The sequence below is a fragment of the Mesorhizobium sp. LNHC221B00 genome (assembly GCF_000502935.1).
In the GTDB taxonomy this organism is placed as follows: Bacteria; Pseudomonadota; Alphaproteobacteria; order Rhizobiales; family Rhizobiaceae; genus Mesorhizobium; species Mesorhizobium opportunistum.
In genome coordinates, this window is sequence record NZ_AYWR01000017.1 from 40,214 (window position 1) to 54,685 (window position 14,472).

At 63.1% G+C, this 14,472-nt stretch carries 14 protein-coding genes; 10 read left to right on the forward strand and 4 right to left on the reverse strand.

The window, feature by feature from the left end; translation table 11 throughout:
• Positions 1–209: 209 nt before the first annotated feature.
• The gene (locus X741_RS145725) at positions 210–614 is read left to right on the forward strand and encodes a Fur family transcriptional regulator (protein ID WP_013892962.1); all 405 of its coding nucleotides are present in this window, start codon (positions 210–212) and stop codon (positions 612–614) included.
• A gap of 75 nt (positions 615–689) precedes the next feature.
• Here the strand turns inward: X741_RS145725 and polA are convergent, their stop codons facing one another.
• The gene (polA, locus tag X741_RS145720; protein ID WP_023779239.1) at positions 690–3,635 is read right to left on the reverse strand and encodes a DNA polymerase I; all 2,946 of its coding nucleotides are present in this window, start codon (positions 3,633–3,635) and stop codon (positions 690–692) included.
• Positions 3,636–4,055: 420 nt separating this feature from the next.
• Between polA and X741_RS145715 the strand changes: the two genes are divergently transcribed.
• The 8 genes from X741_RS145715 to X741_RS145680 all read left to right on the forward strand — a co-directional run bounded on the left by X741_RS145715 (position 4,056) and on the right by X741_RS145680 (position 11,625).
• On the forward strand, positions 4,056–5,441 hold the full coding sequence (locus tag X741_RS145715; RefSeq protein ID WP_023779240.1) for a M20/M25/M40 family metallo-hydrolase: 1,386 nt from the start codon (positions 4,056–4,058) through the stop codon (positions 5,439–5,441).
• A 78-nt stretch (positions 5,442–5,519) separates the two neighbouring features.
• Complete coding sequence (locus X741_RS145710; protein WP_023779241.1) at positions 5,520–6,140, forward strand: ribonuclease D; 621 nt, start codon at positions 5,520–5,522, stop codon at positions 6,138–6,140.
• Between the two features lie 95 nt (positions 6,141–6,235).
• The gene (locus X741_RS145705; RefSeq protein WP_023779242.1) at positions 6,236–6,436 is read left to right on the forward strand and encodes a hypothetical protein; all 201 of its coding nucleotides are present in this window, start codon (positions 6,236–6,238) and stop codon (positions 6,434–6,436) included.
• 255 nt (positions 6,437–6,691) lie between these two features.
• The gene (locus tag X741_RS145700; protein WP_013892967.1) at positions 6,692–6,946 is read left to right on the forward strand and encodes a GlsB/YeaQ/YmgE family stress response membrane protein; all 255 of its coding nucleotides are present in this window, start codon (positions 6,692–6,694) and stop codon (positions 6,944–6,946) included.
• Between the two features lie 25 nt (positions 6,947–6,971).
• Complete coding sequence (locus X741_RS1000000168850; RefSeq protein WP_013892968.1) at positions 6,972–7,118, forward strand: hypothetical protein; 147 nt, start codon at positions 6,972–6,974, stop codon at positions 7,116–7,118.
• A gap of 35 nt (positions 7,119–7,153) precedes the next feature.
• A complete protein-coding gene (locus X741_RS145690) occupies positions 7,154–8,068 on the forward strand; it encodes a hypothetical protein (RefSeq protein WP_023779243.1) in 915 nt (304 codons plus the stop codon).
• 203 nt (positions 8,069–8,271) lie between these two features.
• Positions 8,272–9,261, forward strand: coding sequence for a hypothetical protein (locus X741_RS145685; protein ID WP_023779244.1), 990 nt, complete (start codon positions 8,272–8,274; stop codon positions 9,259–9,261).
• Positions 9,262–9,366: 105 nt separating this feature from the next.
• Positions 9,367–11,625: a transglycosylase domain-containing protein gene (locus X741_RS145680; RefSeq protein WP_023779245.1), complete on the forward strand. Its 2,259-nt coding sequence runs from the start codon at positions 9,367–9,369 to the stop codon at positions 11,623–11,625.
• Between the two features lies 1 nt (position 11,626).
• Here the strand turns inward: X741_RS145680 and X741_RS145675 are convergent, their stop codons facing one another.
• Positions 11,627–11,998 carry a nuclear transport factor 2 family protein gene (locus tag X741_RS145675; protein ID WP_023779246.1) on the reverse strand — a complete coding sequence of 124 codons (372 nt, stop codon included), beginning with the start codon at positions 11,996–11,998 and terminating at the stop codon, positions 11,627–11,629.
• 141 nt (positions 11,999–12,139) lie between these two features.
• Between X741_RS145675 and X741_RS145670 the strand changes: the two genes are divergently transcribed.
• Positions 12,140–12,892: an SDR family oxidoreductase gene (locus X741_RS145670; protein ID WP_023764026.1), complete on the forward strand. Its 753-nt coding sequence runs from the start codon at positions 12,140–12,142 to the stop codon at positions 12,890–12,892.
• A 21-nt stretch (positions 12,893–12,913) separates the two neighbouring features.
• Here X741_RS145670 and X741_RS145665 read toward each other — a convergent pair whose 3' ends face one another.
• Complete coding sequence (locus X741_RS145665) at positions 12,914–13,834, reverse strand: zinc-binding dehydrogenase (protein WP_023779247.1); 921 nt, start codon at positions 13,832–13,834, stop codon at positions 12,914–12,916.
• 181 nt (positions 13,835–14,015) lie between these two features.
• Positions 14,016–14,459, reverse strand: a complete 444-nt coding sequence (locus tag X741_RS145660; RefSeq protein ID WP_031250270.1) for a host attachment family protein — start codon at positions 14,457–14,459, stop codon at positions 14,016–14,018.
• Positions 14,460–14,472: the final 13 nt, after the last annotated feature.

Consider the following 14,472-nt stretch of genomic DNA (forward strand, 5'->3'; position numbering starts at 1 on the left):
AGGCCACCCTCACCGAGAATCTTGTCAGTATTTTGAATGTCGCTTCGCCATCGATCCCGCCATCCCCAAACGTGCCGGCAGGTCATCGATCGGCCAGGACAGCAACAGAAGAGTAGCAAAGACCGCGGTTCGTCGCTATCTGAATGGGATCAGGCTGTGTGTTCGAACAAGCAGCCTGCAAACGGCGCAAGACAAGTTGGAACGGAACCATGGCGGCAAGGGATGTGCTGACGAAAAACCAACTGTGCGTGCTCGAGAAGCTCGAGACCGCCAGTGGGCCGCTCAGCGCCTATACCTTGCTCGACCAGTTGCGTGAGCGGGGCTTCCGCGCCCCGCTACAGGTCTACCGTGCACTCGACACGCTGGTGAAATCCGGCTTCGTGCACCGGCTGGAAAGCATCAACTCCTTCGTTGCCTGCGCCGAGCCGCACGACCACAGCCATTCGATGACCGCCTTCGCCATCTGCGACGCATGCGGGCAGGTGACCGAAATGTCCGATCACGACGTCGATCACCGGCTGAACGAATGGGTCAATTCGACCGGCTTCGCCGCCAAGAAGGCGGTGATCGAGTTTCGTGGGACGTGCGCCAAGTGCCGGGCTGAAGCGGCCTAAAATGTATTGATATTCAGGTGAGGCCGGTCTGCAAATGGCGGCTTGAGCTGAATCTCAACACACCTTGCGTTGGCGCTAATGCGCCTCGTCCCAATTATTGGCGGCGCGGGCATCGACGTGCAGCGGGACCGACATCGATACAGCCGGCATCGCCGCGTTTTCCATGACATGGCGCACGACGGGAATGGTCGCCTCGACTTCCGCGTCGACGGTTTCGAAGATCAGTTCGTCATGCACCTGCAAGAGCATGCGGGCGGACAGCTTCGCTTTCTCCAGCGCCTCGTCCATACGCACCATGGCGCGGCGGATGATGTCGGCGGCAGTGCCTTGCAGGCGGGCGTTGATCGAGGCGCGCTCGTTGAACGCGCGGATCGAGGGGTTGGACGATCTGATGTCGGGATAGTGAATGCGACGGCCGAAGATCGTCTCGACGAAGCCATGCTCGCGGGCGTAGGCCTTGGTCTCCTCGATATAGTCGCGGATGCCGGGGAAACGCTCGAAGTATTTCTTGATGTAGTTGCTCGCCTCCTCGCGCGGGATCGACAGCTGGTTGGCGAGGCCGAAGGCCGAAATGCCGTAGATGATGCCGAAATTGATCGCCTTCGCGCGGCGGCGGACTTCGGAAGGCATGCCCTCCACGGGCACGTTGAACATTTCCGAGGCGGTGATGGCGTGGATGTCGGCGCCGTCGGCGAAGGCCTGCCGCAGTTGCGGGATCTCGGCGACATGCGCGAGCACGCGGAGTTCGATTTGGCTGTAGTCGGCCGAGACCAGCCGGTTGCCCTTGTCGGCAATGAAGGCGGTCCTGATCTTGCGCCCCTCGGCGGTGCGCACGGGAATGTTCTGCAGGTTCGGGTCGGACGATGACAGCCGGCCGGTTGTCGTCGCGGCAAGCGCGTAGGAAGTGTGGACGCGTTTGGTGTCGGGATGGATGAAGCCGGGCAGCGCATCGGTGTAGGTCGATTTCAGCTTGGTTAGCTGGCGCCAGTCGACGATCTTGCGCGGCAGTTCGTGACCCTCGGCGGCGAGGTCTTCCAGAAGTTGCGCCGAGGTCGACCACTGGCCAGTCTTGGTCTTGGAGCCACCGGGAAGGCCCATCCGCCCAAACAGGATGTCGCCGAGCTGCTTGGGCGAGCCGATGTTGATGCGCTCGCCGATGAGCTGGTAGATTTCCTCCTCCAGCCGTGCGGCACCTTGCGCCAATTCACCCGACAGCCTGGACAGGATCTGCCGGTCGACTGAAATGCCGCGCTGTTCCATGCGCGCCAGCACCGGCACCAGCGGCCGTTCCAGCCGCTCGTAGACCGACACCAGGCCCTTGGCGGCAAGCCGGGGCTTCAGCACCAGCCAGAGCCGGAGCGTCACGTCGGCGTCCTCGGCGGCGTGGGCGGTTGCCTTGTCGATGTCGACCTGATCGAAACCGACCGAGTTCTTGCCGGAGCCGGTCACGTCCTTGAGCTGAAGAGGGGTATGGCCAAGCCATTTGTCGGCAAGCGCGTCCATGCCGTGGCCATGCGGGGTGCCGGCATCGAGCACATAGGAGATCAGCATGGTGTCGTCGAACGGTGCGACATCAATGCCATAGCGGCTCATGATGACGAGATCGTATTTCAGGTTCTGCGCGATCTTGAGGACCGATTTGTCCTCCAGCAGTGGCTTCAGCACCGCCAGCGCCTCGCGAACAGGGATCTGGTTTTCGAGCGTACCGCCGCCGAGCAGGTCACCGTTGCCGCTCTTGTGGAAAAAGGGAATGTAGGCGGCGCGGCCGGGCGCGGTCGCCATTGCCATGCCGATCAGTTCGGCCCGCATCGGATCGGCCGCTGTCGCCCTGACGTCGAAGGCGGCGATACCAGTCTCGCGCGCTTCGGCCACCCATGCTTTCAAGGTCGCGATATCGCGAATGCATTGGTAGGCCGATATGTCGATCTTGCGGGTGGCAGCCCGCTCCAGCCGCAGCGCCGCGAGCAGGGAAGGCGAGTCGCCCTGCTTTGGTGTTTCGGTCGTTCCGTTGGCCTCGCTTGGCTCGGCCCCGTTTCGGGTAGTGACGGGTGCTCCGGCGCCGACATCCGGCCCATGCGCGCTGTCGGCGCGTTCGACGGTGACAGCGACGGCCTGGACGTCCCCGGCCTCGGTGCTGGTCGCTTCCGCCACACGGCGGGTCAGCGAGGTGAATTCCATGGTCTTCAAGAAACCGATCAGCTTCGGGCCATCCGGTGCGTGCAGGACGAAGTCGTCCAGGCCCTCGGCCACCGGCACGTCGTTCTTCAGCGTCACCAGCTGGCGCGAGATGCGCGCCTTGTCGGTGTTGGCGATGATCGATTCGCGCCTCTTGTCCTGCTTGATCTCGCCGGCCCGGGCCAGCAGCCCGTCGAGGTCGCCGAACTGCTCCAGCAGTTGCGCCGCCGTCTTCGGGCCGATGCCGGGCACGCCGGGAACGTTATCCACGGAGTCGCCGGTCAACGCCTGCAGATCGACCATCTTTTCCGGCGGCACGCCCCATTTCTCGATCACTTCGGGAACACCGATCTGGCGATCCTTCATCGGGTCATACATGCCGACCGTGGCACCGACCAGTTGCATAAGGTCCTTGTCGGAGGAGATGATGGTGGTGTCGCCGCCGGCTTCGCAGGCTAGCCGGCAATAGGTGGCGATGAGATCGTCGGCCTCGAAGCCTTCCATCTCGATGCAGGGCAGGTTGAACGCGCGGGTCGCCTGGCGGATCAGGCCGAATTGCGGGATCAGATCCTCGGGCGGCGCCGAACGGTTGGCCTTGTATTCGGGATAAAGGTCGTTGCGGAAGGTTTTCGAGGAATAGTCGAAGATGACCGCGAAATGTGTCGGCACGATGCCTACATCGGTGTTGCGGGCATCCTGCATCAGCTTCCACAGCATGTTGCAGAAACCGGAAACGGCGCCGACCGGCAGGCCGTCGGACTTGCGTGTCAGCGGCGGCAGCGCGTGATAGGCCCGGAAGATGTAGCCGGAGCCGTCGACAAGGAAGAGATGATCGCCTTTTTTCATGCCGGCAGGGATAGCGCGGCGCGACGGCTTGGTCCATGCCAAAGACATCGCCAGATATCGGTTCCGGCAACACCCTGACAGAACCAAGTCGAGGCGGCCTGATCACGGCCACGTTACAAAAGTGTAATACTCGTGCCCTTGAATCGCCACGTTCACAGACCCAAATAGATGTCATCGGCAGTTTTCGCCGAAGTCCGGAGCAAGGCCCGTCCCCCGCCTATCCCGGACACTTGCGGCAGCCTATCCCCCCTCTCCGGGCTGCCGCATCGTTTCGAGTAAAGGCCGCCGTGGTTCCCCTCCACCACGGCGGCATTTTTTTGCCTTGCGACATGGCCGCGCGGCCGTGGTCCAATCGTCCCGGGCTTTTCGTTTTGCCGCTCTGCCTTTACGGTTCCGGCACTGAATCGAAAGGCTTAGCAAATGTCCGCAATTTCCCCCGTCCTCGACCGCCTCGACAAGAATCTCGACCAGAGCCTCGAACGGCTGTTCGGCCTGCTCAGGATCAAGTCGATCTCCACCGATCCGGCCTATGCCGCAGACTGCCGCAAAGCGGCGGAATGGCTGGTGGCGGAGCTGAAGCTGATCGGCTTCGACGCCAGCGTGCGTGACACGCCCGGACATCCGATGGTCGTCGCGCATCATGACGGGCCGGCGGGTTCGCCGCATGTGCTGTTCTATGGCCACTACGACGTACAGCCGGTCGACCCGATCGAACTGTGGGAAAATGATCCGTTCGCGCCTGCCATCAAGGAGGTCGGGCCTGGCCACAAGGTGATCACCGGGCGTGGCTCGGCCGACGACAAGGGCCAGCTGATGACCTTCGTCGAGGCGTGCCGCGCCTGGAAGCAGGTGCATGGCAACCTGCCATGCAACATCACAATCCTGTTCGAGGGCGAGGAGGAGTCCGGCTCACCGTCGCTGAAGCCGTTCCTCGAAGCCAATGCCGGGGAGCTCAAGGCCGACTTCGCGCTGGTCTGCGATACCGGCATGTGGAACCGCGACACGCCGTCGATCTGCGTGGGACTGCGCGGACTGGTCGGCGAGGAGATCACGGTCAAGGCCGCCGACCGCGACCTGCATTCCGGCCTCTATGGCGGGGCCGCCGCCAACCCGATCCGCATCCTGGCCAAGGTGCTGGCCGACATCCACGACAAGGATGGCCATATCACCATCCCCGGCTTCTATGACGGCGTCGAGGAAACGCCGTCGCAGGTGCTGAAATCATGGGAGACGCTTGGCGAGACGGCCGAGACCTTCCTCGGGCCTGTCGGCCTGTCGATCCCTTCGGGGGAAAAAGGCCGTTCGGTGCTGGAACTCACCTGGGCGCGGCCGACCGCCGAGTTCAACGGCATCATCGGCGGCTATACCGGCAAGGGGTTCAAGACGGTGATCGCGGCGGAAGCCTCGGCGAAGGTGTCGTTCCGCCTCGTCCACAAGCAGGATCCCAAGAAGATCCGCGCAGCCTTCCAGAAATTCGTCAGCGAGCGCATTCCGGCCGACTGTTCGGTCGAGTTCCACCCGCATGGCGGCTCGCCGGCAATCCAGCTTTCCTATGACTCGCCATTCCTGGCCAAGGCCAAGAATGCGCTGTCCGATGAGTGGCCGAAGCCTGCGGTGACGACCGGCAGCGGCGGCTCCATTCCGGTGGTGGGCGACTTCCAGACCTATCTCGGCATGGAATCGCTGCTGGTCGGCTTCGGCCTCGACGACGACCGCATCCATTCGCCCAACGAGAAATATGAGCTCTCATCCTTCCACAAGGGCCAGCGCTCCTGGGCGCGCATTCTCGATGCACTGACGCGCTGAGCGGCGGAAAACGAGATTTCTTGTTGATTTTTCACCGGATCGCGGCGAGGACGGGTAACGCCGCGACCGGAGAAGACAATGGCCGATATCCGTTTCCACAAGCATGATCTGCCTGACCTCACGCATTACAATGTCGGGGCGGTGGCCATCGACACGGAAACGCTGGGCCTCAACCCGCATCGCGACCGGCTGTGCGTGGTGCAGATCTCGCCCGGCGACGGCAGCGCCGACGTTATCCAGATCGCACCGGGGCAGAAGAAGGCGCCGAACCTCGTCAGCCTGCTCAGGAACCGCGGCATAACCAAGCTGTTCCACTACGGGCGCTTCGACCTTGCCGTGCTCTACAATGCGTTCGGGGTGATGCCCGAGCCGGTGTTCTGCACCAAGATCGCCTCGCGGCTGACCCGTACCTATACCGACCGTCACGGGCTGAAGGACATCTGCTTCGAGCTTCTCGGCGTCGGCCTCTCCAAGGCGCAGCAATCGTCGGACTGGGCGGCTGAAACACTGTCGCCCGAACAGCTCGAATATGCCGCTTCCGATGTGCTCTATCTGCACCGGCTGCGCGATGTCCTTGCCGGGCGGCTGGCACGCGACGGGCGGGCCAAGGAGGCGGATGCCTGTTTCCGCTTCCTGCCGACGCGGGCCAAGCTTGACCTGATGGGCTGGGGCGAAGAGGATATCTTCGCTCACAGCTGACCGGCCTCGCGCAACTTGCGTCGCCGGAGCAGTTTGGAACCACGTGCAAGCCGTCGCGTTCTGTCGGCTCAGTTAGTCGGTTCGAAGGGGATGACATGGTCGACCGAAAGCCCATTGCGACCGCGCCGACCGACGGCTCCAAGGTCAGTGTTACCTGGAAGGACAGCGACGGCGTGCTGAACGAGTCCATCGCGCAATATCGCGACGACGGCTGGTGGGTCTACACCGACAGCCACACGCAAAAGAAGGTCGAGCCGACCAGCTGGCGGCCCGCCGCCAGCGACGATGACGATTAGGTTTTGACGCAATCCCCAAGCCAAAGCGCTACGTGCTTTTCCCGGGAAAAGCGCCTCACACTTTGCCTGGATTGCTCTATCCCTTTGTTGGAGCACGATCTTTTCCGGAAACGGTTGCCACTTTCCGGGATCATGCTCCAGTGAGCGCGCCGCTGGCGAGGGCGGCTGCTTTCGCATAGCCTGAAGCCCTTGATATCGAGGCCGATTCGGAGCTTTCCGCCCCGCGTTCGCGCTCTTGCTTGGAGGAAAATCGCTATGGGTGTCGAAAGCCTTCTCGTTTTCATCATCATTGGTGCCATCGCCGGTTGGCTTGCCGGTCTCATCGTCTCGGGTTTCGGCTTCGGCTTGATCGGCAACATCATCGTCGGCATCGTCGGCGCTTTCATCGCCGGCTGGCTTTTCCCTCGGATCGGCTTTTCCATCGGCGGCGGCGTCATCGCTTCCATCATCCATGCCACGATCGGCGCTATTATCCTGCTGGTGCTGGTGAAGGTGCTGAAACGAGCCTGAGGCTCGACATCGGAAAGAGCGCGGCATGAAACAGAATACGCTCTATCTCATCATTGGCGCGCTCGCCGTCGTGGTCATCGCGCTTGGCGTCTATGTCTACCGCGAGCAGACCAAGCCGAAAGGCGTCGAACTCAAGATCGACGACAAGGGCATTTCGATCCAGCAGAACTGAACCCGCCGTTGATTTGGCGGATGCAGGAGCGCGACATGGGGGCTTCCAACGCGCCGGAGGGCGACGATCCGCCCAGGATTAGCGTGGCGGAATGGGAGCGGCTGAACAGGCCGCCAAGGCGCGAAGCGCTGCTGCGCTATCACTGGCGGACATTTCGCTTCCTGCGGACTGCCGCGCCGGTCAGCGAATTGCAGGGGCGACAACAGGCATTCCGCAACGCGGTCGTCGCCACCGTGGCCTTCAACCGGCCCGATGTGATCGAGTGGCAGATCCATCTCGTGCGCCGATACCTGGCCGAACATGAGAGCTACATCGTCTTCGACAACAGCAAGAAGGACGAGGCAAGGGAGGCGATCCGCGACCTCTGCCGTCGCCAGCAGGTCCCCTATGTCGCCTTGCCGAAGAACAGGCTTGTCGTCTCCAGATCGCACGGCCAGGCGCTGAACTGGATCGTGCGGAACTTCGTGACCGGTTTCGGCCCGAAGCTCTTCGGCTTCATCGACCATGATATCTTTCCCACGCAAGCCTTTTCCATCCGTGACCGGCTCGAGGGCAAGAGCGCCTACGGCAGCGTGCGGCGCGATACGCCGACGCTAGGCGGCTGGTTCCTGTGGCCCGCCTTCTGCTTCTTCGACGGGAGCCTGCTGCGGCGACCGCTGGATTTCGCCCCGAGCTACAAGTTTCACATGGATTCGGGCGGCGGCAACTGGCCGGTGCTTTACCGGTCGATGGATCCGGCGTCGATCCGGTTCACGGAGGACACCTTGGTCCGCTTCGGCGAGGGGGATGATCGGCATGAGGACTTTTTCATGTCTGTCGACGGCTGGCTGCACATAACAAATGCATCGAACTGGCGAAAACAGCCGGTCGACAGGCGCGAACACCTGGTTGCCTTGCTGCGGCAAGCCGGCGGCCCCGACCAGCCGGATGTGACGTTCGAGCCGATCTGAAAATGGGGGTCTTCATGCCGCTCGATGTGCAGATGGCGGCCGGCCTTGACCGATAGGCACAAAGAGCATGGCTGGCGGCCTGAAATTCAAGGGCTATCTGGCAAAGGCAGCGGGTCTCTAGCATGACATCAAAACGGGTTGGAGATTCGCCGGCGGGTGCAAACCGAGTATTTCCCGCGTTCGATCTGGACGAAAAGCACATCATGACACCCCAGATCGGCTTCAAGGCCAGTGAAGCGATGCGGGCGGCCCTTTCAGCGATCGGAAGAACCGAGGACCTGCGCTTTTCGCCGGACAATCGGCTGCTGGCGATCGCGGCCTTCGCGCGCAAGCGGTGCCTGGTCCTGCGTGTCGATGTCGGGATGGGGCCGGGTGGTCCCGATGTCACGATCCATGATTTCATGGAGCTGAGATCGGAGAGCATCGGCGAGGTGCATGGGCTGGACTTCATCGATGACCGGACCCTGGTGGTCGCCAACCGCGACGGGAAGCTTGCGGTGTTCGAACTGCCGGTGGAAAGCATGGCGGGGCAGCATCGGGAAATCACGGCCGTTCGCCGGATCAGCGGCAAGCCCTTTTGCAAACTCGACACACCGGGCTCGGTCGTCGTCCGGCGCCAGTCCGGCGGCCGCATCAGCCTGCTGGTCTGCAACAATTATACGCATCTGGTCACCCGGCATGTGGCAGTCCGCTGGCTGGGCTACCGGACGATCAGGAACCGGCCATTGCTCAGGAATGGGCTGGACATTCCCGACGGCATCGCGCTCAGCCATGACGGCCGGTGGATTGCCGTCAGCAGCCACGGTACAAGGGACGTCAAGCTTTACCGGATGTCGCCATCGCTTGGGCCCGACAGCGAGCCCACCGGCATCCTGCAGGACGCCGGCTTTCCGCATGGCCTGCGGTTTACCGATGACGACCGGCACATCCTCGTCGCCGACGCGGGCAGCCCGGCGGTGCATGTCTATGCCAGCAATGGCGATTGGACCGGGCATCGCCGCCCGTCGCGTTCGGTCGCCGTGCTCGATGAGGAAATTTTTCAGCGCGGCAGAGCCAGCGTCGAGGAAGGCGGCCCGAAAGGCCTCGACATCGACCGGTCGAACAGCGTCGTGGCGGTGACCTGCGAGGAGCAGGCACTGGCCTTTTTCTCTCTCATAGCGGTGACGGGCGGTAACGAATTTAGAAAATCGTAAGGAATTTCAAAAGGGTGCATAAACCCTGCTTTAACCCGCCCTTAAATCGCCGCATCTACTCTTCAACCGGAGCGCCATAGGCACCGGGGACAGACAGCGCAGCGCATGGCGAACCGCAGGGACAACCGCATCGAACCGAGTTTCGAGGGACCGCGACAGGCGCGATCCCAGCCGGGTCTTTCGGTGAGCGAAGAGGATCGCGTCGTGCCGAGCAACCGCAAAGCCTCCGTAAAGCGCAAATCGTCGAAGGCGAAGTCGTCGCGCGGTGGGCGTGGCAGAAGCCGGCGCGGCCTGTTCGGTGTGTTTGGCCGGCTGTTCTATTGGTGCTTCGTGCTCGCCATCTGGGGCGGCATCGCGGTGGCGGGCGTCGTCGTCTATTACGGCGCCAAGATGCCGGCGGCCACCACCTGGTCGATCCCGGACCGCGCCCCCAACATCAAGATCGTCTCGGCCGACAGCCAGTTGCTCGCCAATCGCGGCATGAGCGGCGGCGAGGCGGTCGGCCTGCACGAAATGTCGCCCTATATTCCCGAGGCGGTGATCGCCATCGAGGATCGCCGTTTCTATTCGCATTTCGGCATCGACCCGATCGGCCTGTCGCGGGCCATGGTGACCAACGTTATGGGCGGGCATTTCTCGCAAGGCGGTTCGACGCTAACTCAGCAATTGGCCAAAAACCTGTTCCTGACGCCCGACCGAACGCTGGAGCGCAAGGTGCAGGAGGTGCTGCTGGCGCTGTGGCTGGAGCACAAGCACAGCAAGGACCAGATCCTCGAAATGTATCTCAACCGGGTCTATTTCGGTTCCGGCGCCTATGGCGTCGAAGCGGCTTCCCGGCGCTATTTCGGCAAGAGCGCGCGCGACGTCACCCTGTCGGAAGCGGCATTGCTTGCCGGCTTGCTGAAAGCCCCGTCGCGGCTGTCGCCGGCGCGCGATCCGAAGGCTGCCGAGGAGCGATCGCAGCTCGTGCTCGCCGCCATGCGCGAGGAGGGCAAGATCAGCGAGAAGGAGTTCAAGACCGCGCTGAGCGCGCCGGCGACGCGCTCGCCGTCCTATTGGACCGGGTCGGAAAACTACGTTGCTGACACCATCATGGAAGAACTGCCCGACCTGATCGGCGACGTGCGCGGCGACATCGTCATCGATAGCACTGTCGACCTGAACCTGCAGAAGCTGGCTGAACAGTCGATCCGCAGGCTGATCGACGGCAGCGGCAAGAAGCTCAACGTCACCCAGGGCGCGCTGGTGTCGATCGACGATTCCGGCGCGGTGCGCGCCATGGTCGGCGGCTACGATTACTCGACCAGCCAGTTCGACCGCGCCTCCGAGGCACGCCGTCAGCCGGGCTCGGCGTTCAAGCCGTTCGTATATATGGCGGCGCTCGAAGCCGGCCGCACGCCAGACAGCGTACGCAACGATGCGCCAATCAAGATCGGCAACTGGACGCCCGACAATTATGGCGGCAAGTACTTCGGCAAGGTGACGCTGGCGACCGCCTTGGCGAAGTCGCTGAACTCCGTCGCCGCGCAATTGACCATGGAAGTCGGGCCGAACGCGGTGGTCGAGGCGGCGCACCGCATGGGCGTGCAATCCGATCTGCAGTCCAACACCTCGATCGCGCTCGGCACGTCGGAAGTGACGCCGCTGGAATTGACCTCGGCCTATGTGCCTTTCGCCAATGGCGGCTACAAGCCGGACATCCATTTCATCCGCCGCATCACAACCGCCGACGGCAAGGTGCTTTACGACAGCGGTGGCGGCAGCGCGCCGCGTGTCGTCAAGCCCGAGATCGTCGGCATGATGAATTCGATGATGACCGGCACCGTCGAGACCGGCACCGCGAAGAAGGCAGCCTTTGCCTGGCCGTCGGCCGGCAAGACCGGCACCAGCCAGAATTCGCGTGACGCCTGGTTCGTCGGCTACACCGCCAATCTCACCACAGGTGTGTGGTTCGGCAATGATGATGGCAGTCCGATGAAGAAGGTCACCGGCGGTGCGCTTCCGGCGCAGGCATGGCACGAGTTCATGGTCGCCGCGCATGAGGGTGTGCCGGTGAGGCCGCTGCCCGGCACCTGGAAATCGACGCCGCCCGACACGATCGTACCCGACGAGATACCATCAGCCGGCAACAACCAGCCGGCGCCGGTTCCTTCCGCGTCGGTCGGCCAGCAGGCGCCGGCCGCACAAGCGGCCGCGCCGGTTCGCGCGGCGCGGCCTGCCCAGACTGTCGATGCCGATGGCTTCGGCATGCCGGCGGATGATGGCACCACGGCGTCGGTCGGACATCCCGTGCCGCCAGGCAGCGTCGGTGGCCCGTTGAAGAAGCGGCAGACCTCGATCCTCGACATCCTCGGCGGGGGTTGAGTTAGCTGCCGTTCGCCTTTGGCTTGGCGCTGCCAAGCTTCTTGCTGTCAAAGGTCAACTTGTCGCTATGGATCTTGCCGTCGCTGACGGTAAGATGTTTGGCGCAGGACAGCGCTCCGGACGACTTCGTCATCAGGTCGTACATGAGCAAAGCCTGGCGATCATCGCCAAAGGCGGCAATCATGCGCACGCCGGTCACGTCCTGCGAGAGCTTCGCCAGGCCTTTCAGATAGGGTTCTTTGCCGGTCGACTGCTGCATCGGCCCTTCGAAAACGACGTCCTCGGCGACATAGGATGCCGCCTTTTCGAGGTCATGGCTGGTCCACGCCGTAGTGAAGGCGGTGGCGATGTCGAGAGGTGCTGTCTGTTTCATGGCTCTATCTCGTCGATCGGCTGGCATTGTCGAACCAACGAGGCGGCGGCTTCCCGGTTCCGGCGTTCTGGCGAATGGTGACATTTCGGCCTCTCGCCACCTCGCTGGCGTTCGGCTACATCTCCAGCCAGGAGACCCGACATGGCTGAACTCGACACTCGAAAAACCATCGTGCTGACCGGCGCCAGCCGGGGCATCGGCCATGCCACGGTCAAGCGCTTTTCGCGCGAGGGCTGGCGCGTCATCACCTGTTCGCGCCAGGCCTTTGCCGAGGATTGCCCTTGGCCAGCAGGTCCCGAGGACCACATCAAAGTCGATCTTGCTGACCAGGAAGATGTCGGCATCGCCGTTTCCGAAATTCGGCACCGGCTGGAAGCGCATGGCGGCCAGTTGCACGCGCTGGTCAACAATGCCGGCATTTCGCCGAAGCTCAGCGATGGCAACAGCCGCATGAACTCGATTGACACGCCGATGCATGTCTGGCGCGACGTGTTCCAGGTCAATTTCTTCGCGCCGATCATGCTGGCGCGCGGCCTGTTCAAGGAACTGGCGACGGCCAAGGGATCGATCGTCAATGTCACCTCGATCGCCGGCACGCGCGTACATCCCTTCGCCGGCACCGCCTATGCGACATCGAAGGCGGCGCTCGGCTCGCTGACGCGCGAAATGGCGCATGATTTCGGGCCGCACGGCATCCGCGTCAACGCCATCGCGCCGGGCGAGATCGACACGGCGATCCTGTCGCCGGGCACGGACAAGATCGTCGAGACGATCCCGCTTAGGCGCCTCGGCACTACGGCCGAGGTCGCCGACATCATCTTCTTCCTGTGCTCGCAGCAGGCGTCCTACGTGACCGGCTCGGAAATTCACATCAATGGCGGCCAGCACGTGTGAGGCTTCAGGCTAAGAATTGCCTCATCCGGTCATGGTGAGAACGGCCTTGCCGCTGAAGCTGCGCTGTCGCAGTGCGTCCAGGGCTTGGGCGATGTCCGTCCACGGCACTGTCATGGCGACGCGGGTCTCCAGCCGGCCGACCGCGGCCAGGGTGAGCAGCGAGGCGATGTCCGTGCCAATGTCAGGACCGGACGTGTAGTAGGCGAAAGTCTGGAGCTTCGCCCCCTCGTGGCCCGGAACGAACTGGCGGAACCCGACCGGCGTGAGTTCGCCACTGCTCGAACCGAACATGACGATGGTGCCGCCGGGTGCGACGCGTTCGATCGCGTGTGCCAGGCTTTCGCCGCCGACCGACTCTGTAATCAGTGAAAATAGCCCCTCGGCCTGCTCTATCGACCCGACAATCTGCTCGGCTCCGAGGCCGCGGAGATCCTCGGCATGCCGGGCGGCGGCGATTGCTGTCACGGAAGCGCCTTGCTCGCGGGCGATCTGGATCTGGAAACGGCCGACAGCGCCGCTCGCACCGGTGATCAGGACCCGCTGGCCGGCCAGGTCGCCGCCATGGCGCAAAGTCCGAAGCGCCGTGGTGCCCGCGACCGGAAGCGTGGCGGCGGAAACGAAGCTGACCTCATCCGGGATGACGGCGAGACGGTCGGTTGAAACGGCGACACGTTCGGCCCAGCCGGCCTGGTCGACCAATGCCGCAACCCGGGCGCCCACGGCTGGCCCGGAGCCATCGGCGGCAGCCCGTTCGACAATCCCGGCGATGTCCTGGCCAGGTATCCAACCGTTCGGACGTATGGTGAGCAGGCGCAGTTCACCGCGGTTCAACGAGGTTGTTCGGACCGAGATCAGCGCTTCATTCGGGAGAGGCTGGGGTTCGTCGACTTCGGCGAGCGTCAGCCCGGCCACACTACCGGAAGAAATGACTAGGGCGAGCATGGTCCACACCTCATTGCCGCGTGGCGGAACGAACAGCTCCTGGAGCAACCGAAGACGCTCCAGGGATGCTCATTCACCAGCGCACCCTACTGACCGCGGATGGTTGAGCACAGGGCTGGGCAGCCAGCCATTCGACCTGAAAATCGGGTCGCCGCCCCAATGTCGATTGGCAGACTACCGATCAGGCGGCCCGCAGCAAGGCCTCGATCTCTGGTATGGCGTGATTGGTCAATGTCTTGGGGACTTCGGCGATAACCTTGTCCTCGACCTCCTTGTGCAATTTCTTGCGCATGGATCCGAGCACCATTGGCGGGGCGACGAGCACGATCTCCTTGAACTCGCCGCCATGCGCGAGCTTGTAGAGCCGGTCGGCGATCTCGTCGGCGAAGCGTTCCTTGCCGATGCGATGCCAGTCCGTATCCTCGACCGCGCTGCGGTGCACCGAGGGACCGTCACTGTAGCGACCCGGACTGTCGGTGCCTTGCTCGCGCGTTGGCGGGTTTTCCTGCTCCATCTCCTGCACGACCTGAAGGTCCGGAAATTTGTTGTCGCCGGCGTTCCGAAGGAAAAGCGCCTTTTCACCGTCAGCCACCACGACCCAGATACCATGCTTCAGCTTGATCATGTGGCGGGTTCCT